The following is a 24653-nucleotide window of genomic DNA, read 5'->3' on the forward strand; positions in this document are numbered from 1 at the left end:
CGCCAGTCCCGGGCCGAGCCCGGGACTGGCGGTCGCCACGCAGCTGGTCGGCGCGCAGCGTGCCGCGGGAGCCTTCGCCACGCACCCGCGCCGGCGCCGGCTCCGCGGTGTCGCCGCCGGGCACGCCGCCTGGGGCGCCGCCGGGGACGCCATCGGGGCCGTCGTCGGCCTTCGTCTTGGCCGGGGCCGCTTCGCTGGCCGGCGCGGCTGCGCCGGTCGTCTCGCCGGCGGCCGGCGTGTCGGTCGCGTCCTCGGCGGCCACGCCCTCTGCCATGCCGTCCTCCCCCTCGGTTGCCGCGTCGTCTCCGGTCATGCCCGCGGCTTCCGCCTTGCGCACGATGTAGGAGATGGCGCTGGGCGTGCATTCGAATTCGCGTGCGATGGCCGACAGGGTCGCGCCCGAACGGTACCGTTCAAGAATTCGCGGCCACGCCGACTGCGGAATGCGACCGCGCCGCTTCGGGGATTCCGTATCGGTGCCGGTTTCTGCGTTCATAATGTCGCTCGGTTGCCAAAGTGAATTTTGCGTCATTCGACAGATGCCCGTGGGAGATCGCACACACCCGTCGCCGCGCCGCAACGGGGAAACGGCGGGACCTGGTGAAGCGCTGGCCTGGCGGCGATGATTTTCTGTGCAGATCAATATCGGCGTCCGGCCCGGAAAATACCAGCATAAGTTCGCCGGGAAAAGCGATTTCGTCGGCCGGGGCAGGGCAGCAGCCCTGGTCTGCGGGGCTGTGATCCTTCTGTGTCCCGGTGGTGCGTTGCTCGGCCGGCCGGGTTTGCGGTGGACCCGGTCACGCCGGCTGTTTTGCATTTTAAAAGTTAGCGCAATGGTGGTCGTTCTTTCACTCTTTCAAAAGAAATGCGGCGTGCCGTCCGCACCCCGTCTTTGCGGCGCCACCGCCGGCACCACGGCGGCGGTGGCGTCCCAGGGAACGCGGGCCGCGCCGGAGCGTTTCCCTTCGTCACGTCACGCCCGCCGGAGGTCGCCCCATGCCGCACGTTCTCGTCCCTGGCCGGCGGCACGCCGGCCGTGCCCTGCGGACGCTCGCCGTCGCCGCCGTCCTGGCCGCGGCGCCCGGGCTCGCGCCCGGCCCGCCGGCGGCGGCGGCACCGGCGCCGCAATCCTTCGCCGACATGGCGGAACGCCAGCTCCAGGCCGTGGTCAACATCTCCACCCGGGCGCGCGCCGCCGCACCGGCCTTGCCCGACGCCCCCGGAGTCCCGCCGGGCTCGCCCTTCGAGGATTTCTTCCGCAACTTCCAGGGCGAGGGCCCGCAGCCCGAGGGCGCACCGGAAACCGCGCTGGGGTCCGGATTCATCATTGATCCGGATGGCTTCGTCGTCACCAACAACCATGTCATCGACGGCGCCGACGAGGTGTCGGTCATCCTGCACGACGGGCGCTCGCTGACCGCGGCGGTGGTCGGGGTCGACGAGGCGACCGATCTCGCCGTCCTCAAGGTCGAGTCGGAGGGGCCGCTGCCCGCCACCTCCTGGGGCGACAGCGCGACGGTGCGGGTCGGCGACTGGGTCGTCGCCATCGGCAACCCCTTCGGCCTGGGCGGCACGGTCACCGCCGGCATTCTCTCGGCCCGCGCCCGCGACATCCAGCAGGGACCCTACGACGAGTATCTGCAGACCGACACGGCCATCAACCGCGGCAACTCCGGCGGGCCGCTGTTCAACGTGGCCGGCGAGGTCATCGGCATCAACACCGCCATCTTCTCGCCGACCGGCGGATCGGTCGGCATCGGCTTCGCCGTTCCGTCGTCGCTCGCCCGCCCGGTGGTGGAGCAGCTGAAGAACGGCGGCACCGTGCAGCGCGGCTGGCTGGGGGTGCGGGTGCAGGCGATCACGCCGGACATCGCGGAGTCCCTGGGGTTGGCGCAGGACGGCGGCGCCCTGGTCACCAGCGTCGACCCCGGCGGCCCGGCGGCGGCGGCGGGACTCGCCCAGGGCGACGTGGTCACCGCCTTTGCCGGAACGACCATCGCGTCCATGCGCGACCTGCCGCGTGCGGTGGCCAAGACGGCGATCGGCACCACCGTCCCGGTGCAGATCCTGCGCGACGGCGAGCGGCGGAGCATCGCGGTGACGGTCGGCGAGCTGGACCCGGACGAGCCGATGGCCGCCGCCGGGGCGAGCGGCGACCCGCCGCTGAGCCCGCCCGGCACCCGCGAGGTGCTCGGCCTGCGTCTGGCGCCGATGACGCCCGATCTGCGCGCGACCTTCGCCATCGCCTCCGGAGTCGACGGGGTGGTGGTCACCGGGGTGGCCGCCGACAGCCCGGCGGGCGAGCGGGGGATCGAGGCCGGCGACGTCATCGTCGCGACCGAGCAGGCGCCGGTGCTGCGGCCCGAGGACGTGCGGGCCAGCGTCGAGCAGGCGCGGGCGGAGCAGCGCACGACCGTTCTGATGCAGGTCAACCGTGGCGGCGACGCCCGGTTCGTCCCGGTCCCCGTGGGTGGGCGGGGGTGATGCCGAAGGAGCTGACCCACATCCTGTTCGCCGACAGCGTGCGCGACGCCGTGCCCGGGCCGGCCGCCCGCTGGACCGCCGACCTTCATTTTGGCGCGATCGCCCCGGACATCTTCTTTTACCGGCTTCCCCTTCCCCTGCCCGGCGGGGAGCCGGGCCTTCCGGCGTGGGGCAACCGGCTGCACGGCGAGGATGGCGAGGACACCGGCGCCGTGCCGGCGATGATGCTGGAGCGGATCGCCGCCATGCCGCCCGGCGACGAGCGCGACCGGCACGCCGCGTTCCTGTGCGGGTTCCTGTCGCACATGGCGCTGGACATCGCCGTCCACCCCTGGGTGCTTCACGTCGCCGGTGACGACGCGCGGGCGATGACCCGCCATTTCCTGGTGGAGAGCTGGCTCGACCTGGTGATGGTGCGTCGGGCCGGGCTGACCATGGAGGGCTGGCGGCCGCTCGACGCCGTCCTGCGCAACGGGCCGGCCAACCGCCGCGCCCTCGCGCTGCTGGCCGCGGCGGCGGCCCGGGCGTGGGGCACGGACGCCGCCGCGCTGCGCCGCGGTCTCCGGCGCCAGGCCGCGGTCCAGGCCGTGCTGACCCGGCTCTTCGCCCAGACCGGGACGGCGCGGGCGGCGGCGCTGGCCGACCGTGCCCTGGGCGGCGTCCTGGCGGAGCGGGTCGCACTGTTCTACCCGGTGGAGCGCGACCCGCTGCCCGAGCACCTGTTCGCCTTCGACGCCTTCGCGCACCCGGTCACCGGCAGCACCGTCGACGGCGGCCTGGCGGGCCGCTGGGCGGCGGCGCGGGACATGGCGCGGGCCTTCCTGGGCGCGGTCGGCGACGCGCTGGAGGGAGGGGCCGGCGCATCGTGGCTCTCGGCCGTGGTCGGCGGGCGCAGCCTGGCGACCGGGCTTCCCGCCTGCCCGGCCGTGCGGGCCCGCCACTTCGACCCCGTCGCCCTTGCCCCGCTCTGGCGGTATGGCACCACCTGAGGGCGCACCGCGTCTTTTCCCTATCGCTCCCGGGACGGCGGCGGTATTTTGCCGGCCGCTTGGGCTTTGGGACTCCTCCCCGTGACACCGAAACCGGACGACCGGGAGCCGCTGCTGCTGTCGGTGGTCATCCCGGTCTTCAACGAGGCCGACAACGTGATTCCGCTGCTCGACGAGGTCGCGGCGGCGTTGCGCGCGCACGGCCCGTGCGAGGTGGTGTTCGTCGACGACGGCTCCAGCGACGGCACGGTGGCGCGCCTGGCGCCGCGGGTCGCCGCCTCGGCCGGCACGGCGCTCGCCGTGCGCGTGGTCCGCCACCTCCGGCGATCGGGGCAGAGCGCGGCCGTGCGCACCGGCGTCAAGGCGGCGCGCGGCGGCTGGATCGCCACCCTGGACGGCGATGGCCAGAACGACCCCGCCGACATTCCGGCGCTGCTGGCCCGCGCCGGGGAGGCCGACCGGCCGTTGCTGGTGGGTGGCCTGCGGCGCCGGCGTCGCGACACCTGGTCCAAGCGGGCCGCCTCGCGCTTCGCCAACGGGCTGCGCCAGGCGATGCTGAAGGACGGCTGCGAGGACACGGGCTGCGGCATCAAGCTGTTCGACCGCGCGGCCTTCCTCGACCTTCCCTATTTCGGGGCGATGCACCGTTTTCTGCCGGCGCTGTTCCGCGCCCATGGCCACCCCGCCGCGTACGTCCCGGTGAACCACCGGCCGCGCCAGCGGGGCAGCTCCAAGTACACCAACCTGCGGCGTGGCCTGATCGGCGTCGTCGACCTCCTCGGCGTCTACTGGCTCACGCGCCGCACCCAGCTCTCGCCCGCGGTGGAGGAGCGCTGACGCGCTCGCTCCGCCCTTTTCGGAATCCCCCGTTCATGATCGACGCCCTGGTTTCCTGGTACGACGAGCGCACCACCACCGAGCTGGTGTGGATCGCCCTGGGTTTCTTCGCCCAGTTCCTGTTCATGATGCGCTTCGTGGTCCAGTGGCTCGCCAGCGAGCGCGCCCGCCGCAGCATCGTGCCGGAGATGTTCTGGTACTTCAGCATCGGCGGCGGCATCCTGCTGCTGGCCTACTCCATCCACCGCGCCGATCCGGTGTTCATGCTGGGGCAGGGGCTCGGCCTGCTGATCTACCTGCGCAACGTCTACTTCATCTGGGCCGGCAAGCGGGAGGACGCGCGGCGCGCGACCGGAACGCAGCCGGGCCGGCCGTGACGGCGCAGCGTTCGCTCTCGCCGGTCGCCTACCTGCTGCTGGCGCTGCTCAGCCTGGCCCTGTTCCTGCCCGGGTTCACGGTGCTGCCGCCCTTCGACCGCGACGAGGCGCGCTTCGCCCAGGCCTCCTTCCAGATGCTGGAGAGCGGTGACCTCGTCGACATCCGGTTCCAGGACGAGCCGCGGCACAAGAAGCCGGCGGGCATCTACTGGCTCCAGGCCGGCGCCACGGCCGTTGTGCAGCACCTCGACGCGGCGGTCGGCAAGGCCGTGTGGACCTACCGGATTCCGTCGCTGGCGGGCGCGGTGCTGGCGGTGCTGCTCACCGCCTGGACGGGGGCGCGCCTGTTCGGTGCCACCGCCGGCGCGCTCGCCGGGGTGATGATGGCGGGCTGCGTGGTGCTGGGGGTCGAGGCGCGGATGGCCAAGACCGACGCCGCCCTGCTCGCCTGCGTCGTGGCCGCCCAGGGCGCGTTGGCGGCGCTCTATGCGGGGCGCGACGGGCCGGCCGGCGGCTGGCGCCTGCCGGCGCTGTTCTGGGTGGCCCAGGGGCTGGGCATCCTGGTCAAGGGGCCGATCGCGCCCATGGTGTCGGCGCTCACCGTCCTCGCCCTGGTGGCGTGGGATCGCCGCGCCGGCTGGCTGGCGCGGCTGCGGCCGCTCCCCGGCCTCGCCATCGCCGCGGCCATCGCGCTGCCCTGGCTGATCGCCATCGCGGTGCAGACCAAGGGCGCGTTCTTCGCCGCGGCGGTTGGCCACGACATGCTGGGCAAGGTCGCCGGCGGCCAGGAGGGCAAGGGGCTGCCGCCCGGCTACTACCTCGCGACCTTCTGGGTGACCTTCGCGCCGTGGGGCTTCCTGGCGCTGCTGGCCGCGCCCTGGGCGTGGCGCCACCGCCGCGACGACGCGGTGCGCGTCTGCCTCGCGTGGATCGTGCCGACCTGGCTGGTGTTCGAGGCGGTGCCGACCAAGCTGCTGCACTACACCCTGCCGGTGTTCCCGGCCGTCGCCATGCTGACGGCGCGGGCCGCGCTCGACGGGATCGGCGGTGGCCTCGCGGACGCCGGCGGGCGCCGGCGCGCCCTGTTCGCGGCGGCCGCCGGGCTCGGGCTGGTCGGGGTGGCCGGCCTGGCGGCGACGGTCGCCGTCGTGCCCTGGCTGGTCGACGGGCGGGTGGATTCCCGGGCGGTGGCCCTGGTTCCCGTCGTCCTCGTCCTGTACGTGTGGGCGCTGGTGCTGGTCCGGCACGGCGCCGTACGCCGTGGCGTGGCGGCCGCGCTGGCGGCGGCGGCGGCGCTCTACGGCGTCACCTACGCCGTCGTTCTGCCCGCGGTGGACGGGGTCTGGGTGAGCCGGGCGGTTGCGGCCGCGGTCGCCGCGGCCGAGGGCTGCACCGAGCCGGTCGTCGCCTCGGCCGGCTACAACGAGCCCAGCCTGGTGTTCCTGCTGGGAACCGCGACCCGCCTCGGCTCGGGCGAGGACGCCGCGGCCCACCTGCGGGGCACCGACGGCTGCCGCCTGGCCCTCGTCGAAGGCCGCTTCGAGGACGCGTTCCGCGGCGCGCTGGCGGGCGCGCGGCCCCGTCCTCTGGCGACCATCCGCGGCTTCAACTACAACAACGGGCGCCGCCTCGACCTCACCGTGTACGCGCCCGGCCGCTGATCCCGTCCGTGTCGTGCGGGCGCGGACTCACGCCGCCGGGGCGTCGGAGTGCGCGATCCGGCGGATGAACCCGGTCACCGCCCGCAGCACCGTCGCCTGGTGGTCGCGGTGGGGCGAGTGGCGGCAATTGGGCAGGATCAGCGTCTCCGCCGGGCCCGACACCTGGCGGGCGATGGCGTCGACCTGGGCCAGCGTGGCGTACTCGTCGTCCTCGCCCTGGATCACCAGCACCGGGGCGGTGATGCCGGGCAGGTAGCTCTCGATGTTCCAGGCGCGGAACTCCGGCGACAGCCAGATCCCCGACCAGGCATCGAACAGGCCGTCGGCGTCGTCGTGGTGGCGCGCCAGCCGCTCCGGCAGGTCGGAGGCGTTCCACACCTCCACCGCCGTCTCGATCCCGGCCAGCGTCTCGTCCTCCACGAACACGTGGGGGGCTTCCAGCACCAGGCCGCGCACCGGCCGGCCGGCGCCGCCGGCGTGGATCAGGGCGATCGAGGCGCCGTCGCTGTGGCCGATCAGGATCGGCTCGCGGATCATGAAGTGGTCGAGAACCCGCGGCAGCACCTCCAACGCCTCGTGGTGCTGGTAGTCGACCCCGCGCGGCCGCGCCGCCGGGTCGGACCGGCCGTGGCCGGCCCGGCCGTAGATCAGCACCGGCGACCCGGTGGCCGCCGCCACCTTGTCCGGGAAGTCCCGCCAGAGGGACACGGAGCCCAGCCCTTCGTGCAGGAACACCAGGGTGGGAGCCGCGGCGTCGCCGGGAATCCAGCGGCTCTCGAGGCGGCGGTTCTCGATGTGGAACGTCATGCACCGCCCCTTAGCAAGGAGGGCGGGGGTTCGGCAAGACGCTCCTTCATCGCGGGTGGGCCGGCCGTCGCTCTCAACCGGCCGCGGCCGCCCCGCGCTCACCGCCCGGCGGCCCCGTCCGCGCTGTCCGTGCCGTCCGCCGGCCACAGCCACGCCGCCCCGCGCACCCCGCTGGAATCGCCGTGCGCGGCGCGGCGGATCGGCGTGTCGATGCGGTCCGAGAACGCCCAGTGGCCGATCCGCGCCGGCAACGCCCCGTAGAGGGCATCGATGTTGGACAGGCCGCCGCCCAGCACCACCACGTCGGGATCGATCACGCCGATCACCGTCGCCAGGCCGCGGGCGATGCGGTCCACCAGCCGGCCCAGCGTCGCCCGGGCGGCGCCGTCGCCGGCCGCGGCACGGGCGGCGATCGCCGCGGGGGCGAGCGTCTCGCCGGTCGCCGCGGCGTGGTCGGCGGCGAAGCCCGGACCCGACACGAAGGTCTCCAGGCAGCCGCGCTTGCCGCAGTAGCACGCCGGGCCCGGCCGCTCGTCGTCCGCCGGCCAGGGCAGCGGGTTGTGGCCCCACTCCCCGGCGACGCCGTTGCGCCCGGCAAGCGGCCGGCCGTCGACCACCACGCCGGCCCCGCACCCCGTGCCGAGGATCGCGGCGAACACGACGCGGGCGCCGGCGGCGGCGCCGTCGGCCGCCTCCGACACCGCCAGGCAGTTGGCGTCGTTGGCCAGACGGACCGGGCGGCCCAGCGCGGCGGCGAGGTCGCGGTCGAGCGGCCGGCCGATCAGCCAGGTCGAGTTGGCGTTCTTCACCAGGCCGGTGTGGGGCGAGACGATGCCCGGCATGCCCACGCCGACCCGGGCCGCGCCGGGCTCCGCCCCGGCCGCCGCCTCGAGGTCGGCCACCAGGGCGGCGACGGTGTCCAGCGTGGCGCGGTAGTCGCCGCGCGGCGAGGGCACGCGGCGGCGCGCCCGCTCGCGCCCGCCGCGGTCGAGCGCGACGCCCTCGGTCTTGGTGCCGCCGAGATCGATGCCGACGCGGATCATGGCCTGGCCTCCCGGACGCTGGTGACGGTGGCCCCCAGCAATAGCCGCGGTGGAACGCCGCCGTCGCGCGGCAGATTTGCAACGGGGCGGGGCGAAGCGGGAGGAGAGCCCCGATTGCTGTTGACCCGGCGCCGTCATCTTGTAGAAACCCGGAAGAGGTAGGAGGCGGGCAGAATGACTCCGCCGCCCGCCACCCCGCGCAGCCGCCGCCACCGCAGTCGGAGAACACGATGAAACGCGTGCAGGCCGTCCACGCCCGCTCCGCCACCCGAACGCTCCGCGCGCTCGCCGCCACCGCCGCGGTGGCCGTTCTCGCCCTGGCCCTTCCGGCCACCGCCGGGCAGGCCTGCTACTCGCGCGCCGAGCACGCCGCCGAGCAGGCGATCCGCATGCACACCGAGCTGATGGTGATCGGCCTGACCTGCCAGGGCCTGGCCGCCGCGGCCAATCCGTTCGGCACCTACCAGGATTTCACCGTCAAGCACCGCGCCTTCCTGTCCGCCCAGGAAGCGGTGATGATCAGCCACTTCCGCAAGACCGTGAAGGGCAACGCGACGCGCAGCTTCGACAGCTTCCGCACGGAGCTGGCCAACGACATCAGCCGGCGCGCGTCGATCGTCGGCAACCACGTCTATTGCTGGAACTACGTGGACCGCGCCAAGGCGGCCATGCAGCTGAGCCAGGCCGACGTGAAGGCGCTGACGACGGACGAGAAGGGTGCCGGTCTGATGCACCTCAGCTCCAAGCCGCTGTGCGACGTGAAGGTGGTGAGCACGCCGGACCCGGTCTACGACGTGGCCGCCGTGGACGCCGCCGCCAAGGCGACCGCCAAGCCGGCCGCCAAGCCCGGCGCCAAGGCCGGGACCGATGCCAAGGCGGCGCCCGACGCCAAGACCAAGACCGTCGCCGCCAAGCCGCCGGCCAAGCCGGCCGGCAAGCCGGCGCCCGAGAAGGCCGCCGCCAAGCCGGCCGCCAAGCCGCCGGTGAAGCCGACCTCCGACAAGGTGGCGGCGAACTTCAAGGGCTGAGCGGCGACCGCCCGGCACGGGTGACCCGACGAGCCCCCCGCCCGCCCCGGGCGGGGGGCTTTTCCTTGAGCGCATGCCCCGGCTGCCGAAAACGCGGGCGACGCGGCGCGGGGCGCCGTGTACGGATGGACAATCCGTCGCACCACCGTCCGCTCCATGCCCCGCACACCGCCCCCTGCCGCGCCCCCCCCTGCCGTGCCCGCCGCCCCGCGTCCCGTGACGCCGGAGCGGGTCCGCCTCGACGCCGTGCGCGACGCCCTCGGCCTGCCGTCCCTGGTGCTGTTCGCCAGCTATGTCGGCTTCGGTTCGCTGGTGCGCGAAAGCGGCCTGGGCCTGGCCGAAGGGATGGTGTCGACCGCCACGGGGTGGGCCCTGCCGGGGCAGATGGCGCTCGTGGAACTCTACGGCGTCGGTGCCTCGCTGGTGACCATCGCCCTGGCCGTGGCGCTCACCAACACCCGGCTGATGCCGATGGTGGTCACCCTGATGCCGCTGCTGCGCGGGTCCGCGGCGCCGCGCTGGCGCTACTTCGCCCTGGCCCATGTGATCGCCGTCACCTCCTGGGCCAACGGCATGCGCCGCCTGCCGGCGCTGGAACCGGCGCTGCGCCTGACCTGGTTCACCGTCTATGGGACGACCTTGTGGGCGGCCACCATGACCGGCACCGTCGTCGGGTTCTTCCTGGCCGGCCTGGTGCCCCACCCCGTCACCCTGGGCCTGGTGTTCCTCAACCCCGTCTACTTCCTGCTGCTGTTCCTCACCGACCTCGGCGACCGCGCCAAGGTGCTGTCGCTGGGCGCCGGCGCCGTGCTGGGACCGGTTCTGCATCTGGTCAGCCCGGCCTACGGCCTTCTGGTGACCGGCCTGGCGGCCGGCACGCTGGCGTTCGCGCTGGACCACGCGGTGCGCCGCCGCGCCGGCGGGCGCCGTGGCTGACGCCGCCACGGCCGACGCCGGGATCTGGCTGGCGCTCGCCGCCGGCGCCGCGGTGACCTATGCGGCGCGCGCCGCGGGGGTGGCGCTGTCGGGGCGCATCGATCCCGGCGGCGCCGTGTTCCGCTGGGTGGGCTGCGTCGCCTACGCGCTGCTGGCGGGGCTGGTGGCGCGGATGATCCTGTTGCCGGTCGGGCCGTTGCTGGAGGTCGGCCTGGGCATCCGTCTCCTGGCCGTCGGCGTGGCCCTCGCGGTCTTCCTGCTGGCCCGCCGCAACGTCGCCGTCGGCGTGGCCGCGGGGACCGGCGCGCTGATCGCCCTGGTGCAGTCGGGCTGGAGTCCGCTGTAGGCCGGGCGGCCTCGTGACGATTTTGCGACAGATTCTTGTGAATCCGCGGGGGGCGCGGCAATCTTCCGGCGGCTGCGGGGCAAAGCGGGGCAATCCCTTGACGCCGCGGCTTTCCCCTCTTGCCCTGCCCGAACGGGGTGGGCTAACGTCCTGAGAGAAAACGAATGCAGCCTTGCGATTCACGCATGGCTTCCGCTGGAACAGGGAGCGGGAAAAACGTGACCGAAACGCGCGAGGGTCCCGGCCGCCGCCCAGCCTGCCTCATTCCGGCACGCTGACGCGGGGGGCGGTCGATGGAATATTTCTTTCAGCAGTTGATCAACGGGCTGACGCTCGGCGCGATCTACGGCCTCATCGCCATCGGCTACACGATGGTCTACGGCATCATCGGCATGATCAATTTCGCCCACGGCGAGATCTACATGATCGGTGCCTTCGTCTCGGTGATCACCTTCCTGGTGATGGGGGCGGTGGGCGTGACCTGGGTGCCCCTGGCGCTCGCCATGATGCTGATCTTCGCCATGCTGTTCACCAGCGTCTACGGATGGGTGGTGGAGCGGGTGGCCTACCGGCCGCTGCGCGGCTCGCAGCGCCTGGCCCCGCTGATCTCGGCCATCGGCATGTCGATCTTCCTGCAGAACTACGTGCAGGTGCTGCAGGGCGCGCGGGTCAAGCCGCTGCCGCCGATCGTCACCGGCGGGTTCTCGGTGATGGAGCGTGCCGACGGCTTCACGGTGTCGCTCAGCTATCTCCAGATCTTCATCATGCTGCTGACCCTGGCGCTGATGGTGGGCTTCACCCAGCTGATCCAGCGCACCGAGCTCGGCCGCGCCCAGCGGGCGTGCGAGCAGGACAAGGTGATGGCCGGGCTGCTCGGCGTCAACGTCGACCGCACCATCTCGCTGACCTTCGTCATGGGCGCGGCCCTGGCCGCGGTGGCGGGCATGATGGTGACCCTCTACTACGGCGTGATCGACTTCTACATCGGCTTCCTCGCCGGGGTGAAGGCGTTCACGGCAGCGGTTCTGGGCGGCATCGGCTCGCTGCCCGGCGCCATGCTGGGGGGGCTGTGCATCGGCCTGATCGAAGCCTTCTGGTCGGCCTATTTCACCACCGAGTACAAGGACGTGGCGGCGTTCTCGATCCTGGTCCTGGTGCTCATCTTCCGCCCGACCGGCCTGCTCGGCCGGCCGGAAATCGAGAAGGTGTGAGCCGATGACCGCGATCCCCGCGCCCACCGAGGGCCGTGCCGTCCCGTGGGCGGCCGTGCTGCGCGACGCCGGCATGGCCGCCTTCGTCGCCCTGCTCCTGACGATCCCGCTGGTCGGCCTGCGCACCGTCGACCGCCCCACCGGCCTCGGCATCGACCTGCGTTTCGACGAGGTGCTGGTCGCCGTGGCCCTCGTCTTCGTCGGCCGCCTCGGCCTCGGCCTCGTCCGCGAGGGGCTGGCCCTGCCGGTTCTGGTGCTGGCGCTGGGTGCCGCGGCCTTCGGGCTGGTGCTGCCGCTGCCGACCGAGGTGCTGGAGGTGATGCTGGTGGCCGGCGGGCTGGTCATCGCCCTGCGCGCCGCCGTCAGCGCGGTCACCCACCGCTCCCGCCTCACCCAGGTCGAGCGCGACCGCAAGATGGACGCCGTGGCGGCCCGGGTGCAGCACGCCTCGCGCTGGCTGGCGCCGATCGGCATCCTCTTCGCGGCGGCCTTTCCGTTCCTGCCGTTCGCCGACCGCCAGCTCATCGACATCGGCATCCTCCTGCTGACCTACATCATGCTGGGCTGGGGGCTGAACATCGTGGTCGGCCTGGCCGGGCTGCTCGATCTCGGCTACGTCGCGTTCTACGCCGTGGGCGCCTACTCCTACGCCCTGCTGGCACAGTATCTGGGGCTCAGCTTCTGGGCCTGCCTGCCCCTGGCCGGCCTGTTCGCGGCGCTGTCCGGCGTGCTGCTGGGCTTTCCGGTGCTGCGCCTGCGCGGCGACTACTTCGCCATCGTGACGCTGGGCTTCGGCGAGATCATCCGCATCATCCTGCTCAACTGGTACACCTTCACCGGCGGTCCCAACGGCATCATCGGCATCCCGCGGCCGAGCTTCTTCGGCCTGGCCGAATTCTCGCGCAATCCCGCCGAGGGCATGCCGGCCTTCCATGAGATGTTCGGGCTGGAGTACACCTCGCTGCAGCGCATCATCTTCATGTACTACCTGATCCTGGTGCTGGCGCTGGTGGTGAACCTGTTCACCTTGCGGGTGCGCAAGCTGCCGTTGGGCCGGGCCTGGGAGGCGCTGCGCGAGGACGACATCGCCAGCGCGTCGCTCGGCATCAACCGCACCAACGCCAAGCTGGCGGCCTTCGCCATCGCCGCGATGTTCGGCGGCTTCGCCGGCTCGTTCTTCGCCACCCGCCAGGGCTTCATCAGCCCGGAGAGCTTCACCTTCATCGAATCGGCGATCATCCTGGCCATCGTGGTGCTGGGCGGCATGGGCAGCCAGATGGGGGTGGTGATCGCCACCTTCCTGGTGATCGGCCTGCCCGAGGTGTTCCGCGAGCTGGAGCAGTACCGCATGCTGGCCTTCGGCGCCGGCATGGTTCTGATCATGCTGTGGCGCCCGCGCGGCCTGCTGGCCCATCGCGACCCCACCGTCATCCTGGGCCGCCGGCCCAAGACGCCGCCCGGCGAGGGCGCCGCCGCCGCTGGAGGCATGCCATGAGCGCGCCCATGACCAGCCCGACGCAGCCGGCGGGCGGCGGCGTGGTGCCGCTGCTGACGGTGGAGCACCTGACCATGCGCTTCGGCGGTCTGGTCGCCGTCAACGACGTGTCGTTCGACGCCATGAACGGCCAGATCACCGCCATCATCGGCCCCAACGGCGCGGGCAAGACGACGCTGTTCAACTGCCTGACCGGGTTCTACAGCCCGACCGTCGGACGGCTGACGCTGCGCCATCCCGACGGGCGCGAGCATCTGCTGGAGCGGATGCCGGGCTACATCATCTCCAAGCGCGCGGCGGTCGCGCGGACCTTCCAGAACATCCGCCTGTTCAGCGGCATGAGCGTCCTGGAGAACCTCCTGGTGGCGCAGCACAACAAGCTGCAGAAGGCGTCGGGATGGGCGATCGCCGGCCTGCTCGGCCTGCCCGGCTACCGCAACGCCGAACGTCAGGCGATCGAGCTCGCGACCTATTGGCTGGACCGCGTGAAGCTCCTGGATTTCGCCGACTGGCAGGCCGGCAACCTTCCCTACGGCGCCCAGCGCCGGTTGGAGATCGCCCGGGCCATGTGCACGGAGCCGGTGCTGCTGTGCCTGGACGAGCCGGCCGCCGGCCTCAACCCGCGCGAATCGGGCGAGCTCGGCGATCTGCTCACCTTCATCCGGGACGAGCACCGCATCGGCGTCCTGCTGATCGAGCACGACATGAGCGTCGTCATGAGCATCTCCGACCACGTGGTGGTCCTCGACTACGGCAAGAAGATCTCCGACGGCACGCCGCACGAGGTCAGGAACGATCCCGCGGTGATCCGCGCCTACCTCGGCGAGGACGAGAGCGAGGCGTTGCCCGAGGAGGTCGCCCGCGACCTCCAGGCCGGCGGCGGCCACGGCGGAACGGACCGTCGCAGCGGGGAGGGCGCATGAGCACGCTTCTGAAGGTGTCGGGGGTCCACACCTTTTACGGCTCCATCGAGGCCCTGAAGGGCGTCGACCTGGAGGTCGGGGCCGGCGAGATCGTGACCCTGATCGGCGCCAACGGCGCCGGCAAGTCGACGCTGCTGATGACGATCTGCGGCAACCCGCGGGCGCGCGCCGGCCGCATCCACTTCGACGGCGAGGACATCACCGAGCGGCCGACCCACGAGATCATCCGCGGCGGAGTCGCCCAGAGCCCGGAGGGCCGGCGCATCTTCCCGCGGATGACGGTGCTGGAGAACCTCCAGATGGGGGCCATCACGGCCCGTCCCGGCAGCTTCGACAGCGAGCTGGAGCGGGTGCTGACCCTCTTCCCCCGCCTCAAGGAGCGCATCGGCCAGCGCGCCGGCACCATGTCCGGCGGCGAGCAGCAGATGCTGGCGATCGGCCGGGCGCTGATGAGCCAGCCGCGCCTGCTGCTGCTGGACGAACCGTCGCTGGGCCTCGCCCCGCTGGTGGTCAAGCAGATCTTCGAGGTGATCAAGGACATCAACCGCGAGCAGAAGATGACCATCTTCATGGTCGAGCAGAACGCCTACCACGCGCTCAAGCTGGCGCACCGCGCCTATGTCATGGTGACCGGCAAGATCACCCTGTCGGGCAGCGGCGCGGACCTGCTGGCCGACCCCGAGGTGCGGGCGGCCTACCTGGAAGGAGGGCACTGATGGACGGCGTTCTCGGCTCCTCGCTCGGCGTCTTCGTGTTCATGACGGTGTTGCTGTTCGGCGGTTGCGGCGTGCTGACCGGCCAGGCCCTGGCCGAGGGCTGGAAGCCGGCGTCCCAGGTGTACGCCTATTCGCTGCTGCTCGGCCTCGGCGACCGCTTCCTCGTGTACGCCCTGTTCGATGGCGAGCTGCTGTCGCTCTACGGTTTCGTCGTCCACACCGCGGTGATCGGCGTCATCGCGGTCGTCGCCTACCGCGTCGCCAAGGCCCGCCGCATGGTCGGCCAGTACCCCTGGCTGTACGAGCGGGCAGGGCCCTTCGGCTGGCGCGAGCGGCCGGGAGCCGGCCTTGCGGACTAGGCCGATGGTCCGCGTGTCACCGGCTCGATCCCGCGGGGTATAGTCGGACCCAAGCACCGCCGCGGCGTTCCGGGGGACGGCGCGGCCGGGGCCCCCGGAGCGATCCGGAGCGGCCTTTCCTCCTCGAGCGACCACATCCAAGCAGGGAGCAACAACAACCATGGCATTCAGGCACACCCTCCTCGCCGCCGCCGCCCTCACGGTGTTCGGCGCGTCGGTCGCCAAGGCCGACATCGCCGTGGCCACGGCCGGCCCGATCACCGGCCAGTACGCCACGTTCGGCGAGCAGATGCAGAAGGGCATCGAGATGGCCGTCAAGGACATCAACGAAGCCGGCGGCCTGCTGGGCGAGAAGCTGACCCTGCAGGTCGGCGACGACGCCTGCGATCCCAAGCAGGCGGTGGCGGTCGCCAACCAGCTCGCCCAGGACGGGGTGAAGTTCGTCGCCGGCCACTTCTGCTCCAGCTCCTCGATCCCGGCCAGCCAGGTCTACAACGAGGAGGGCGTCTTGCAGATGTCGCCGGCCTCGACCAACCCGCTGCTGACCGAGCAGGGCTTCGAGAACGTGTTCCGCGTCTGCGGCCGCGACGACCAGCAGGGCGCCGTCGCCGGCAAGTACCTCGCGGACACCTACAAGGGCAAGAAGATCGCCATCCTCCACGACAAGACCGCCTACGGCAAGGGCCTGGCCGACGAGACCAAGAAGGCCCTGAACGCCGCGGGCGTCGAGGAGACGCTGTTCGAAGCCTACAACCCCGGTGAGAAGGACTACTCCGCGGTCGTCTCCAAGCTGAAGCAGGAGAACGTCGACGTGGTGTACGTCGGCGGCTACCACACCGAGGCCGGCCTGATGGCCCGCCAGATGGCCGACCAGGGCATGGGCACCAAGATCGTCTCCGGCGACGCCCTGGTGACCAACGAGTACTGGGCGATCACCGGCGAGGCCGGCGAGGGCACGATGATGACCTTCGGCCCGGACCCGCGCCAGAAGGCCGAGGCGAAGGCGGTGGTGGAGAAGTTCCGCGCCAACGGCTACGAGCCGGAAGGCTACACCCTCTACACCTACGCCGCCATGCAGGCCTACGCCGACGCCGTGACCAAGGCCGGGTCCACCGACATGGACAAGGTGCTCGAGCAGCTGCGCAAGAACGAGTTCGACACCGTCATCGGCAAGATCGCGTTCGACGACAAGGGTGACGTCACCACCCCCGCCTATGTCTGGTACCGCTGGCACGACGGCCAGTACGCCGAGGTGAAGTAAGCGCCGTCCCGGGTCCCACCGGGGCCGGGGCGGTCCAGGGCCCGGCGGGCAACCGCCGGGCCCTGCTCGATTCCGGCCTCGCGCCGGTCTGGCCGGCGCGCCGCGCGCCCGGCGGGGCCGCGGCCGGAGCCTCCCGATCGCCACCCCGGCGGCGAACGCCGTGCCCGTCAGCGCGACAGCGGCGTCAGCCGGCGGCCTCGCCGCGCAGCGGCGGCCGGTCGGCGGCGGTGCCGGCGACGGCGGGCGGCGGAAGGCCGCCCCCGGCGCCCGCCGGCCCGGCCCGCTCCGCCAGCAGGCGTTCGCAGGTGTGCAGCACGTCGCGCCAGAAGGCGGCGGCCCGCAGGTTGTTGGCGGCGGTCAGTTCGACCAGGCGCACGCGGCTGATCCGGGTGGCAACCTCGCCCATCTCCCCGACCAGGCGAGTCGCCAGCAAAAGCACGTCATAGTCCATCTTCATGAAGGGCAGAACGCCGCGGCGGCCCGGCGGTTCCCGGCGCGATGCCGCAGCGCAGCACATTTCTCCGGCGATGGCTCTGTGGCCGGTCCGCTACAAAATGCCGGCGCCGGCGGCATATTCGAAACGGACGCTCGCCAACGTCGGCCCAATTGGTGTTTCTATGGCCCTCCGGTCGACCGGCGCCGCTTGGGGCCGCCGGGGCAGCGGGTTGGGGGTTCTGGAGAGTGGTCATGCGCAGGAAGCGCGAAGTGGTCGAAGGACACATGTATCGCAAGCTCGGCCCGGGCGGCGGGGTGTGGGAGGTGATGGCCGTTCGCAAGGACGCCTTGGGGGCGCAGCACGCGCAGATGCGCCGGGCCGACGACCCGCTGACGCTGAAGACGCTGGCCGTGGCCACCCTGCTCGATCCCCACGAGTTCGAGTGGGTCGGCGACGGCCAGCCGCCGCCGGCCTGAGGCCCCCCGGCGCCCGCGGTGCGGGGCGGCGGTGCTGGTGCTGGCGAGGCGTTGCGGCCGCTCCCGGGTGCGGCGACGCGGAACGGCTCAAGCGGGCTGGGAGCCCGCCGCGATCTCGGCGAAGTCGCGCGCCGGCACCAGCGCGGGCGGGACGCCACCCTCCGCGGGGAAGGCGACGACGTTGATGTCGCTCTTCCCGGCGTAGAGGTCGACGGGATTGCCCCGGAAATTGTCCGGCCGGAAATGCCGCGGGCAATGCCAGAACAGGCGGTAGCCCAGACGCTCGAGGCGCGCCCGCACCGCCTCGAAGGCTTCGGCCGTGTTGGTCTCGGCGCAGACCACCGGGCGCAGGCGGGTCAGGGTGGCGGTGAGCCCGTCGAGGGCGAGGGCCTCCATCCCTTCGATGTCCAGCTTGATCAGGCGGCACCCCGCTAGGCCGGCCAGCCGTCCGTCCAGGCGGGCCTTCGGCGTGGCGAAGGGGCCGGGGGCGGAGCGGGCGTCGCCGGGCAGGGTGAAGGCGCCGGAGTTGCGCTGGGCTTCCGGCGGCACCGCCAGCAGGCGGACCTGCGCGTCCTCGTGGGCGGCCACGAGGTTGTGGGGATGGACGTTGGCGAGGCCGTTCAGGGCCACGTTGGCGCACAGCAGGTTGAACACCAGGCGCTGCGCCTCGACGGCGATCACGCAGCCGGCCGGCCCGACGGCCCGGGCGAACGCCACGGCGAAGGTGCCGATGTGCGCGCCGACGTCGACCACCACGTCGCCCGGCCGGAGCAGCCCGGTCAGGAAGGCCACCTCGTCCTCCGCCCACTCGCCGTATTGCAGCAGCAGGCGGCCGATCATATCGTCGGGGGCGACCAGGAAGCGGCCGTGCCGGCACGGCACGATGGACAGGGCCGTTCCCGGAACGGCGAGTGCGGAGTCGGCCATGAACGTTTCCTTCCGACGCGGCGTGCCGCCACGGCATAGCAGGGCGGCGGCGCTTTGTCGTTCCCCGTGGTGACGGGGGGTGGCGGGACCGCCATGGCGGGCAGCGGCGCCGGTCTCGACATCGTCGTTCCGTGCCTGAACGCGGCCGCCGCGCTCGCCGGGCTGTTCTCCGCCCTGGCCGACCCGGAGGCGGGGGCGGCCGTGCCGGCGCTGGCCCATCGGGTGATCGTGGCCGATGGCGGGTCCGGCGACGCCACCGTCGCGGTCGCGCGGGCGGCCGGTGCCGCGGTGGTGGTCGCGCCGCGCGGGCGCGGCCCGCAACTGGCCGCCGGCGCGGCGGCGGGCGACGCGCCGTGGCTGCTGTTCCTGCACGCCGACACGCGGCCCGCCACGGGCTGGCGCGCCGCCGTCGCACGCTTCGCCGCCGACCCGGCCAACGCGCGGCGGGCCGGCTATTTCCGCCTGCGCTTCGACAGCCCGGCACCGGCCGCCCGGCGGATCGAGCGCGCGGTGGCGTGGCGGTGCCGTGCCCTCGGGCTGCCCTACGGCGACCAGGGGCTGGTGATCGCCCGGGCCTTCTACGACGAGCTGGGAGGCCACCGGCCCCTGCCGCTGATGGAGGACGTCGACCTGGTGCGGCGGATCGGGCGGCGGCGGCTGGCCGGGCTGCCGGTCGATGCCGTAACCTCGGCGGCGCGCTACCACCGGGACGGCTGGCTGGCGCGGCCGGCGCGCAACCTGCTGTGCCTCTCCCTCTACGCCGCCGGCGTGCCGCCGCGGCTGATCCAGCGGCTCTACGGATGAGGCGGGGCCACCTCGTCCTGTTCGCACGCCAGCCGCGGCTGGGCCGGGTGAAGCGCCGCCTGGCGGCGGGAATCGGCGCCGTGGCGGCGCTGCGGTTCTACCGCGTCACCCTCGACGCGCTGCTGCGGCGGGTGGCGCGCGACCCGCGCTGGACGGTGTGGCTGGCGGTCACCCCCGACGCGGCGGCGGGTGCGGCGGGCTGGCCGCGCGCGGCCGCCGGCGTGCGGCGGATTCCCCAAGGCGGCGGCGACCTCGGTCGGCGGATGGCGCGGTGCCTGCGCACCCCGCCGCCGGGGCCGGTGGTGCTGGTGGGCAGCGACATCCCCGACATCGACGGCCGCCGCCTCGCCGCCGCCTTCCGCGCCCTCGGCCGGCATCCGTTCGTCTTCGGCCCGGCCGAGGATGGCGGCTACTGGCTGGTGGGCGCGCGCCGGGTGGCGGCGCTGCCGACCGGGCTGTTCCGGGGGGTGCGATGGTCCACCGGGCACGCCCTGGCCGACACCCTGGCCACCGTGCCGAGCCGGGCCTCGGCCGGGTTCGTCGACCGCCTCGCCGATGTCGACGACGCCGCCGCCCTGGCCCGCCGTCGCGCCGCCCTCACGAAGACTTGACCGTCGGGCGGCTTGCCGGCCGCGGGGGCAGGCCGCCATTGTCGCTGGCCAACGGAACGGGGGACGGGAATGGGACGGGCGGGTCGGGCGATGCTGGCCTTGACACTGGCGGTGACGCTGGTGGCGCTGGCGGGGGTGCCGCCGCTGGCGGCGCGGGACGCCCTGGCGCCGGGCTGGGACGCGATCCGCGAGCGGGCGCGCGGCCAGACCGTCTACTTCAACGCCTGGGGCGGGTCGGCGCGGGCCAACGATTACATCCAGTGGGTGGCGGACACGGTGCGCGCCCGGCACGGCATCGACCTGCGCCACGTCAAGGTCACCGACATCGCCGCCACCGTGGCCCGGGTGATGGCGGAGAGGACCGCCGGGCGGACCGAGGGCGGCTCGGTCGACCTCATGTGGATCAATGGCGAGAACTTCGCGGCGATGAAGGAGAACGGGCTGCTGTTCGGGCCGTTCGCCGACGCGCTGCCCAACAGCCGGCTGGTCGACACGGCGGGCAAGCCGACCACCGTCGACTTCACGGTGCCGGTGGACGGGATGGAATCGCCCTGGGGCATGGCCCGCTTCGTCCTCGTGCACGACAGCGCCGTGCTGGCCGATCCGCCGCGCAGCGTCCGCGCCCTGCTGGACTGGGCCACCGCCAACCCCGGCCGGTTCACCTATCCGCAGCCGCCGAACTTCCTCGGCACCACCTTCCTCAAGCAGGCGCTGATCGCGCTGACGCCGCACCCGGGCGTTCTCGCCGCGCCGGCCGACGACGCCGGATTCGCCGCCGCGACGGAGCCGCTGTGGGCCTTTCTCGACGCGCTCCATCCCGCGATGTGGCGCGACGGGCGCGTGTTCCCGGCCAGCGGCCCCGACCAGCGGCGCCTGCTGAACGACGGGGAGATCGACCTGTCCCTCGGCTTCTCGGCGCTGGAGGCGGCCGGTGCCGTCGACGCCGGGCTGCTGCCGCCCAGCGCCCGCGTCTACGCGTTCGACGGCGGCACCATCGGCAATGCCAATTTCGTCGCCATCCCGGTCAACGCGGCGCACCCGGAGGGGGCCATGGTGGTGGCGGATTTCCTGCTGAGCCCCGAGGCGCAGGCGCGCAAGGCGGACCCTCGCCATTGGGGTTCGGAGACGGTGCTCGACCTGGACGCGCTGCCGGCCGACCAGCGCGCCCTGTTCGAGGCCATCCCGCGCCACCCCGCGGCCCCCGCCCCCGGTGCGCTCGGCGCGCCGCTGGCGGAGCCGCACCCGTCGTGGATGGACCGGATCGAGCGGGAATGGCAGCGGCGCTACGCGGCGGGCTGAACGCCGAGGCGGGCGCGCCGGCGGTCGGCCCGCACCGACTCGATGACCGGGCCGAGCACCTGTTGGTGGAAGCGGTCGCAGCCGATGCACAGGTTGCGGTAGGGGCGGCCGGACGGCGTCGTCGTCTCGCACGCCGCCAGGAAATCCTCCACCGACCAGCCATGGCCCAGGCCCATCCGCTCGGGCTGGCCGGCCGAGAGCGCCTCGAAGGCGGGGTGGCCGGCGAGGCTGTCGAGGATGGCCGTCAGGGGGTCCTCGAGCAGCGAGCCCAGCGGCGCGGCGGTCTTGAGGCAGCAGGGATAGACCGAGCCGTCGGGCTCCACCGCCACCTCCGACCCGGCGAAGCCGTGGCGCAGGAAGCCGAGGCCGCCGGACCAGCGGTTGCAGAAGTTGTCGGCCAGCGTCGCGGTGGACAGATCGTTGTCCCAGGCCCGGCCGCGCGGCCAGACCTTGCCGATCCACTGGTCCGGGGTGGCGCCGAAGAACGAGAAGCTGGGCTGCCCCGGCTCGCCCTGCGCGGCGCCGCCGGGGACCATCCCCGCGGCCTCGAACAGCGCGTTCAGCCGCGCCCGCACCGCGTCCTTGCGGTCGCCCTGCATGCCGACGTGGAAATCGTCGAGGCCGGAGACGGAGATGTGCTCGACGCCGTGGCGCAGCAGGTCGGCGACGATCCCGGGGGTGACCAGGTCTCCGGTGGTCTGAACCACCAGGCGCACACCGCCGCGCCCGGCGTAGCGGTCGCGCAAGCGGGCCAGGGTGGGGTACAGCACCCGTTCGCGCACCGGGTCGACCAGCACGTCGCCGCCGGCCAGGATGATGCGGCCGCGCCGGACCACCGGGGCGCCAGCGGCGTCCACCGCGGACAGGTCGCGGAAGAGCATGGTGTCCGGCAGATGGCCGACGATGCGCGGCCCGTTCTCCTCGGCCTCGCGCACGACCGCCTCCAGCGCCGCCCCGGTGTAGGGGCGGAAGCGGTCCTCGTAGCAATGCGTGCAGCGGCGGTGGCACGCCCAGCACAGGACGTAGTAGATCGACTCCACGGTTCTCGTTCCTCCCGTTGGCCTTGCCACTACATGGCGTGGCGGGGCGGGCGCGGAAACCTCGCGGCCCGGTCAACTGGTCGTGAAAGGGGCAGGGCATGAACGCCGCCCGGACTCCCTGCCGGGCCGGCGCGCCGGCGCGGTGGCTCGGCCTGTTCCCGATGGTGGCCGGCGTCGTCTTCCTGGCGCCGATCCTGGCCGGCCTGCTCGGGACCGTGCTGCCGGCGTTCGGCGTCCTGCCGGTGCTGGGCGGCCGGTCGGCCGGGCTGGCGCCGTGGCGGGACCTGCTGGCGGCGCCCGGCCTCGCCACCGCGCTGCGCCTCACCGCGACCACCGGCGTCGCCGCCACCGTCCTGTCGCTGGGGCTGGCCGTGGGCTTCTGCGCGGCGTGGCACGGCCGTCCCGCCTTCGCCCGGCTGCGCCGGCTGCTGCCCCCGCTGCTGGCGGTGCCGCACGCCGCCTTCGCCATCGGCTTCGCCTTCCTGGTCGCGCCGTCGGGATGGCTGGTCCGCCTGGCCTCGCCGTGGGCGACCGGCTGGGACCGCCCGCCGGACGTGGCGCTGGTCCAGGACCCCTGGGGCATCGCCCTGACGGTGGCGCTGGTCTGCAAGGAGGTGCCGTTCCTGATCCTGGTGATGGTCGCGGCGCTGGGGCAGGTGCGCGCCGACGCGTTGCTGGCGGCGGCGCGGGCCCTCGGCTACGGGCCGGTGACCGCCTGGCTGAAGGTGGTGCTGCCGCCGGTCTACCGGCGGGTGCGGATGCCGGTGCTGGCGGTGCTGGCCTATTCCCTGTCCGCGGTGGAGCCGGCGCTGGTGCTGGCGCCCACCGCGCCGCCGCCGTTGACGCCCCTGGTGCTGCGCTGGTTCGCCGATCCCGACCTGGCGCTCCAGTTCCGGGCCGCCGCCGGCGCGCTCCTGCAGGTGGCCGTGGTCGGCGTGGCGGTCGCCGGCTGGCTGATGGCCGAGCGCGCCGTGGCGGCGCTGGGGCGGCGCTGGGTGCGGGCCGGCGGGCGGGGCGGGGCGGGGCGGCTGGCGCGCGGCGCCAGCGCGCTGGCGATGGCCGCGGCGGTGGCGGCGATGGTCGGGGCGATGGCCGTGCTGGCGCTGTGGGCCGCGGCGTGGAGCTGGCGCTTTCCCGACGCCCTGCCGGACCGGTGGTCGCTGGAGACGCTGGCGCGGGCGCTGCCGGCCCTGGCCGGCCCCGCCGCACGGACGCTGGCGGTGGCCGGCCTCGCCACGCTGCTCGGCCTGGTCCTGGTGGTCGGCTGCCTGGAGTACGAGCGGCGTGCCGGCGCCGCCCGGGCGCACCGCGCGCTGGCGCTGGTCTACCTGCCGCTTCTGGTGCCCGGCGTCGGGTTCCTGTTCGGGGTCCAGGTCGGTCTGGTGGCCGGCGGGCTCGACGGCACGCTGGGCGCGGTGGTGTGGGTGCACCTCCTGTACGTGGTGCCCTACATGTTCCTGACCCTCGCCGACCCGTGGCGCGCCTTCGACGAGCGCTACGAACGCACGGCGCTGGGGCTCGGCGTGCCGGCGGGGGCGACGTTCCGGAGGGTGCGGCTGGCCATGCTGCTGCGCCCGGTGATGACGGCCTGCGCCGTGGGCTTCGCGGTCAGCGTCGGGCAGTACCTGCCGACCCTGTTCGCCGGCGCCGGCCGGGTCGCGACGCTGACCACCGAGGCGGTGGCCCTGGCGAGCGGCGGCGACCGCCGGGTGACGGCGGTGTACGCGTTCGCCCAGGGGGCGCTGCCCCTGCTTGCCTTCGCGCTGGCCATCGCCGTGCCGGCGTGGCGCCACCGCCACCGCCGGGGCATGCGGTCGGGATGAAGCATGTGGGGCGGGATGAGGAGGGGGAGCGGGATGGAGAGTGGGATGGGGCTGCGGCTGGACGGGGTGGTGCTGGAGGTGGCGGGGCGGGTGGTGGTCGGCCCCGTCGCCCTGGAGGTCGCGGCGGGCGCCGTGGCGACCGTGATGGGCCCCTCGGGCTGCGGCAAGTCGAGCCTGCTGGCCCACGTCTCGGGCAGCCTCGATCCGGCGTTCCGGGCGCGCGGCCGGGTGCTGCTGGACGGGCGCGACCTGGCGGGTGTGGCGCCGGAGCGGCGGCGCATCGGCATCCTGTTCCAGGACGACCTGCTGTTTCCCCACCTGTCGGTGGGCGAGAACCTGGCCTTCGGGCTGCCCCCGGCGGTGCTCGGGCGTGCCGCGCGCCGGCTGGCGGTGGAGCGTGCGCTGGCCGAGTGCGGTCTCGACGGCTACGCGGCGCGCGACCCGGCGACCCTGTCGGGCGGCCAGCGCGCCCGGGTGGCGCTGATGCGCACCTTGCTGTCGGCGCCGCGGGCGCTGCTGCTGGACGAGCCCTTCGCCAAGCTGGACGTGGCGCTGCGCGGGCAGATGCGCGCGTTCGTGTTCGAGCACGCCCGGCGGGCGGGGCTGCCGACTCTGCTGGTGACCCACGATGCGGCCGACGCCGCCGCGGCCGGCGGGGTGGTGCTGACGCTGGAGGCCACCGCGGCCTGACCGCCGCAACGCTCCGGCCCGCGGTCTGTTGGAGGGGCATTTCCGCAATGCGCATTGGAAGGAGAGGGCTCCCC

At 73.5% G+C, this 24653-nt stretch carries 26 protein-coding genes; 20 read left to right on the forward strand and 6 right to left on the reverse strand.

Features of this window, described 5'->3' with window-relative positions; translation table 11 throughout:
* A partial coding sequence (locus AC6H2I_RS15100) for a helix-turn-helix domain-containing protein (RefSeq protein WP_497501485.1) occupies nt 1-496 on the reverse strand: 496 nt, incomplete at its 3' end.
* A gap of 500 nt (nt 497-996) precedes the next feature.
* Between AC6H2I_RS15100 and AC6H2I_RS15105 the strand changes: the two genes are divergently transcribed.
* The 5 genes from AC6H2I_RS15105 (at nt 997) to AC6H2I_RS15125 (ending at nt 6348) form a co-directional block, all read left to right on the forward strand.
* A complete protein-coding gene (locus tag AC6H2I_RS15105; RefSeq protein WP_497501486.1) occupies nt 997-2484 on the forward strand; it encodes a Do family serine endopeptidase in 1488 nt (495 codons plus the stop codon).
* Entirely contained in the window at nt 2484-3473 is a 990-nt protein-coding gene (locus AC6H2I_RS15110; protein ID WP_497501487.1) for a zinc dependent phospholipase C family protein, read from the forward strand. Before AC6H2I_RS15105 ends, AC6H2I_RS15110 begins: the two co-directional genes overlap by 1 nt.
* Nucleotides 3474-3554: 81 nt before the next feature.
* Nucleotides 3555-4310 (forward strand): glycosyltransferase family 2 protein, encoded by a 756-nt coding sequence (locus AC6H2I_RS15115; RefSeq protein WP_497501488.1) that lies wholly within the window; start codon nt 3555-3557, stop codon nt 4308-4310.
* 35 nt (nt 4311-4345) lie between these two features.
* On the forward strand, nt 4346-4687 hold the full coding sequence (locus AC6H2I_RS15120; RefSeq protein ID WP_497501489.1) for a lipid-A-disaccharide synthase N-terminal domain-containing protein: 342 nt from the start codon (nt 4346-4348) through the stop codon (nt 4685-4687).
* Nucleotides 4684-6348: an ArnT family glycosyltransferase gene (locus AC6H2I_RS15125; RefSeq protein ID WP_497501490.1), complete on the forward strand. Its 1665-nt coding sequence runs from the start codon at nt 4684-4686 to the stop codon at nt 6346-6348. The genes AC6H2I_RS15120 and AC6H2I_RS15125 overlap by 4 nt, the downstream gene beginning before the upstream one ends.
* A 27-nt stretch (nt 6349-6375) precedes the next feature.
* Here the strand turns inward: AC6H2I_RS15125 and AC6H2I_RS15130 are convergent, their stop codons facing one another.
* Nucleotides 6376-7155 (reverse strand): alpha/beta fold hydrolase, encoded by a 780-nt coding sequence (locus AC6H2I_RS15130; RefSeq protein ID WP_497501491.1) that lies wholly within the window; start codon nt 7153-7155, stop codon nt 6376-6378.
* A gap of 98 nt (nt 7156-7253) precedes the next feature.
* A complete protein-coding gene (locus AC6H2I_RS15135) occupies nt 7254-8198 on the reverse strand; it encodes an ROK family protein (protein ID WP_497501492.1) in 945 nt (314 codons plus the stop codon).
* Nucleotides 8199-8428: 230 nt separating this feature from the next.
* Between AC6H2I_RS15135 and AC6H2I_RS15140 the strand changes: the two genes are divergently transcribed.
* The 9 genes from AC6H2I_RS15140 (at nt 8429) to AC6H2I_RS15180 (ending at nt 16473) form a co-directional block, all read left to right on the forward strand.
* Entirely contained in the window at nt 8429-9226 is a 798-nt protein-coding gene (locus AC6H2I_RS15140) for a hypothetical protein (RefSeq protein ID WP_497501493.1), read from the forward strand.
* A 195-nt stretch (nt 9227-9421) separates the two neighbouring features.
* Nucleotides 9422-10162: an AzlC family ABC transporter permease gene (locus tag AC6H2I_RS15145; RefSeq protein WP_497501494.1), complete on the forward strand. Its 741-nt coding sequence runs from the start codon at nt 9422-9424 to the stop codon at nt 10160-10162.
* Nucleotides 10155-10508 (forward strand): AzlD domain-containing protein, encoded by a 354-nt coding sequence (locus AC6H2I_RS15150; RefSeq protein ID WP_497501495.1) that lies wholly within the window; start codon nt 10155-10157, stop codon nt 10506-10508. Before AC6H2I_RS15145 ends, AC6H2I_RS15150 begins: the two co-directional genes overlap by 8 nt.
* A gap of 293 nt (nt 10509-10801) precedes the next feature.
* Complete coding sequence (locus AC6H2I_RS15155; RefSeq protein ID WP_497501496.1) at nt 10802-11719, forward strand: ABC transporter permease subunit; 918 nt, start codon at nt 10802-10804, stop codon at nt 11717-11719.
* A 4-nt stretch (nt 11720-11723) separates the two neighbouring features.
* On the forward strand, nt 11724-13214 hold the full coding sequence (gene livM, locus AC6H2I_RS15160) for a high-affinity branched-chain amino acid ABC transporter permease LivM (RefSeq protein WP_497501497.1): 1491 nt from the start codon (nt 11724-11726) through the stop codon (nt 13212-13214).
* The gene (locus AC6H2I_RS15165; protein ID WP_497501498.1) at nt 13211-14137 is read left to right on the forward strand and encodes an ABC transporter ATP-binding protein; all 927 of its coding nucleotides are present in this window, start codon (nt 13211-13213) and stop codon (nt 14135-14137) included. The genes livM and AC6H2I_RS15165 overlap by 4 nt, the downstream gene beginning before the upstream one ends.
* Nucleotides 14134-14853, forward strand: a complete 720-nt coding sequence (locus AC6H2I_RS15170) for an ABC transporter ATP-binding protein (protein ID WP_497501499.1) — start codon at nt 14134-14136, stop codon at nt 14851-14853. Before AC6H2I_RS15165 ends, AC6H2I_RS15170 begins: the two co-directional genes overlap by 4 nt.
* Nucleotides 14853-15212: a DUF6867 family protein gene (locus AC6H2I_RS15175; protein ID WP_497501500.1), complete on the forward strand. Its 360-nt coding sequence runs from the start codon at nt 14853-14855 to the stop codon at nt 15210-15212. Before AC6H2I_RS15170 ends, AC6H2I_RS15175 begins: the two co-directional genes overlap by 1 nt.
* Before the next feature lie 160 nt (nt 15213-15372).
* Nucleotides 15373-16473: a branched-chain amino acid ABC transporter substrate-binding protein gene (locus AC6H2I_RS15180; RefSeq protein WP_497501501.1), complete on the forward strand. Its 1101-nt coding sequence runs from the start codon at nt 15373-15375 to the stop codon at nt 16471-16473.
* 184 nt (nt 16474-16657) lie between these two features.
* Here AC6H2I_RS15180 and AC6H2I_RS15185 read toward each other — a convergent pair whose 3' ends face one another.
* Nucleotides 16658-16930, reverse strand: a complete 273-nt coding sequence (locus tag AC6H2I_RS15185; RefSeq protein WP_497501502.1) for a hypothetical protein — start codon at nt 16928-16930, stop codon at nt 16658-16660.
* 230 nt (nt 16931-17160) lie between these two features.
* Here AC6H2I_RS15185 and AC6H2I_RS15190 point away from each other — a divergent pair, with 230 nt between their 5' ends.
* Nucleotides 17161-17385, forward strand: a complete 225-nt coding sequence (locus AC6H2I_RS15190) for a hypothetical protein (protein WP_497501503.1) — start codon at nt 17161-17163, stop codon at nt 17383-17385.
* An 87-nt stretch (nt 17386-17472) separates the two neighbouring features.
* Here the strand turns inward: AC6H2I_RS15190 and AC6H2I_RS15195 are convergent, their stop codons facing one another.
* Nucleotides 17473-18312 carry an FkbM family methyltransferase gene (locus AC6H2I_RS15195; RefSeq protein ID WP_497501504.1) on the reverse strand — a complete coding sequence of 280 codons (840 nt, stop codon included), beginning with the start codon at nt 18310-18312 and terminating at the stop codon, nt 17473-17475.
* Between the two features lie 93 nt (nt 18313-18405).
* Between AC6H2I_RS15195 and AC6H2I_RS15200 the strand changes: the two genes are divergently transcribed.
* The 3 genes from AC6H2I_RS15200 to AC6H2I_RS15210 all read left to right on the forward strand — a co-directional run bounded on the left by AC6H2I_RS15200 (nt 18406) and on the right by AC6H2I_RS15210 (nt 21026).
* Entirely contained in the window at nt 18406-19116 is a 711-nt protein-coding gene (locus AC6H2I_RS15200; protein WP_497501505.1) for a TIGR04283 family arsenosugar biosynthesis glycosyltransferase, read from the forward strand.
* Entirely contained in the window at nt 19113-19727 is a 615-nt protein-coding gene (locus AC6H2I_RS15205; RefSeq protein ID WP_497501506.1) for a TIGR04282 family arsenosugar biosynthesis glycosyltransferase, read from the forward strand. Before AC6H2I_RS15200 ends, AC6H2I_RS15205 begins: the two co-directional genes overlap by 4 nt.
* A gap of 90 nt (nt 19728-19817) precedes the next feature.
* Nucleotides 19818-21026, forward strand: coding sequence for an ABC transporter substrate-binding protein (locus tag AC6H2I_RS15210; protein WP_497501507.1), 1209 nt, complete (start codon nt 19818-19820; stop codon nt 21024-21026).
* On the opposite strand, the gene AC6H2I_RS15215 is transcribed toward AC6H2I_RS15210, so the two are convergent.
* Nucleotides 21011-22066: an SPASM domain-containing protein gene (locus tag AC6H2I_RS15215; RefSeq protein WP_497501508.1), complete on the reverse strand. Its 1056-nt coding sequence runs from the start codon at nt 22064-22066 to the stop codon at nt 21011-21013. The genes AC6H2I_RS15210 and AC6H2I_RS15215 overlap by 16 nt on opposite strands.
* Before the next feature lie 98 nt (nt 22067-22164).
* Here AC6H2I_RS15215 and AC6H2I_RS15220 point away from each other — a divergent pair, with 98 nt between their 5' ends.
* Nucleotides 22165-23889 carry an ABC transporter permease gene (locus AC6H2I_RS15220; protein WP_497501509.1) on the forward strand — a complete coding sequence of 575 codons (1725 nt, stop codon included), beginning with the start codon at nt 22165-22167 and terminating at the stop codon, nt 23887-23889.
* Nucleotides 23890-23922: 33 nt separating this feature from the next.
* On the forward strand, nt 23923-24579 hold the full coding sequence (locus tag AC6H2I_RS15225) for an ATP-binding cassette domain-containing protein (RefSeq protein WP_497501510.1): 657 nt from the start codon (nt 23923-23925) through the stop codon (nt 24577-24579).
* The last annotated feature ends 74 nt before the right edge of the window (nt 24580-24653 follow it).

The organism is Azospirillum sp. NS33 (assembly GCF_059703765.1).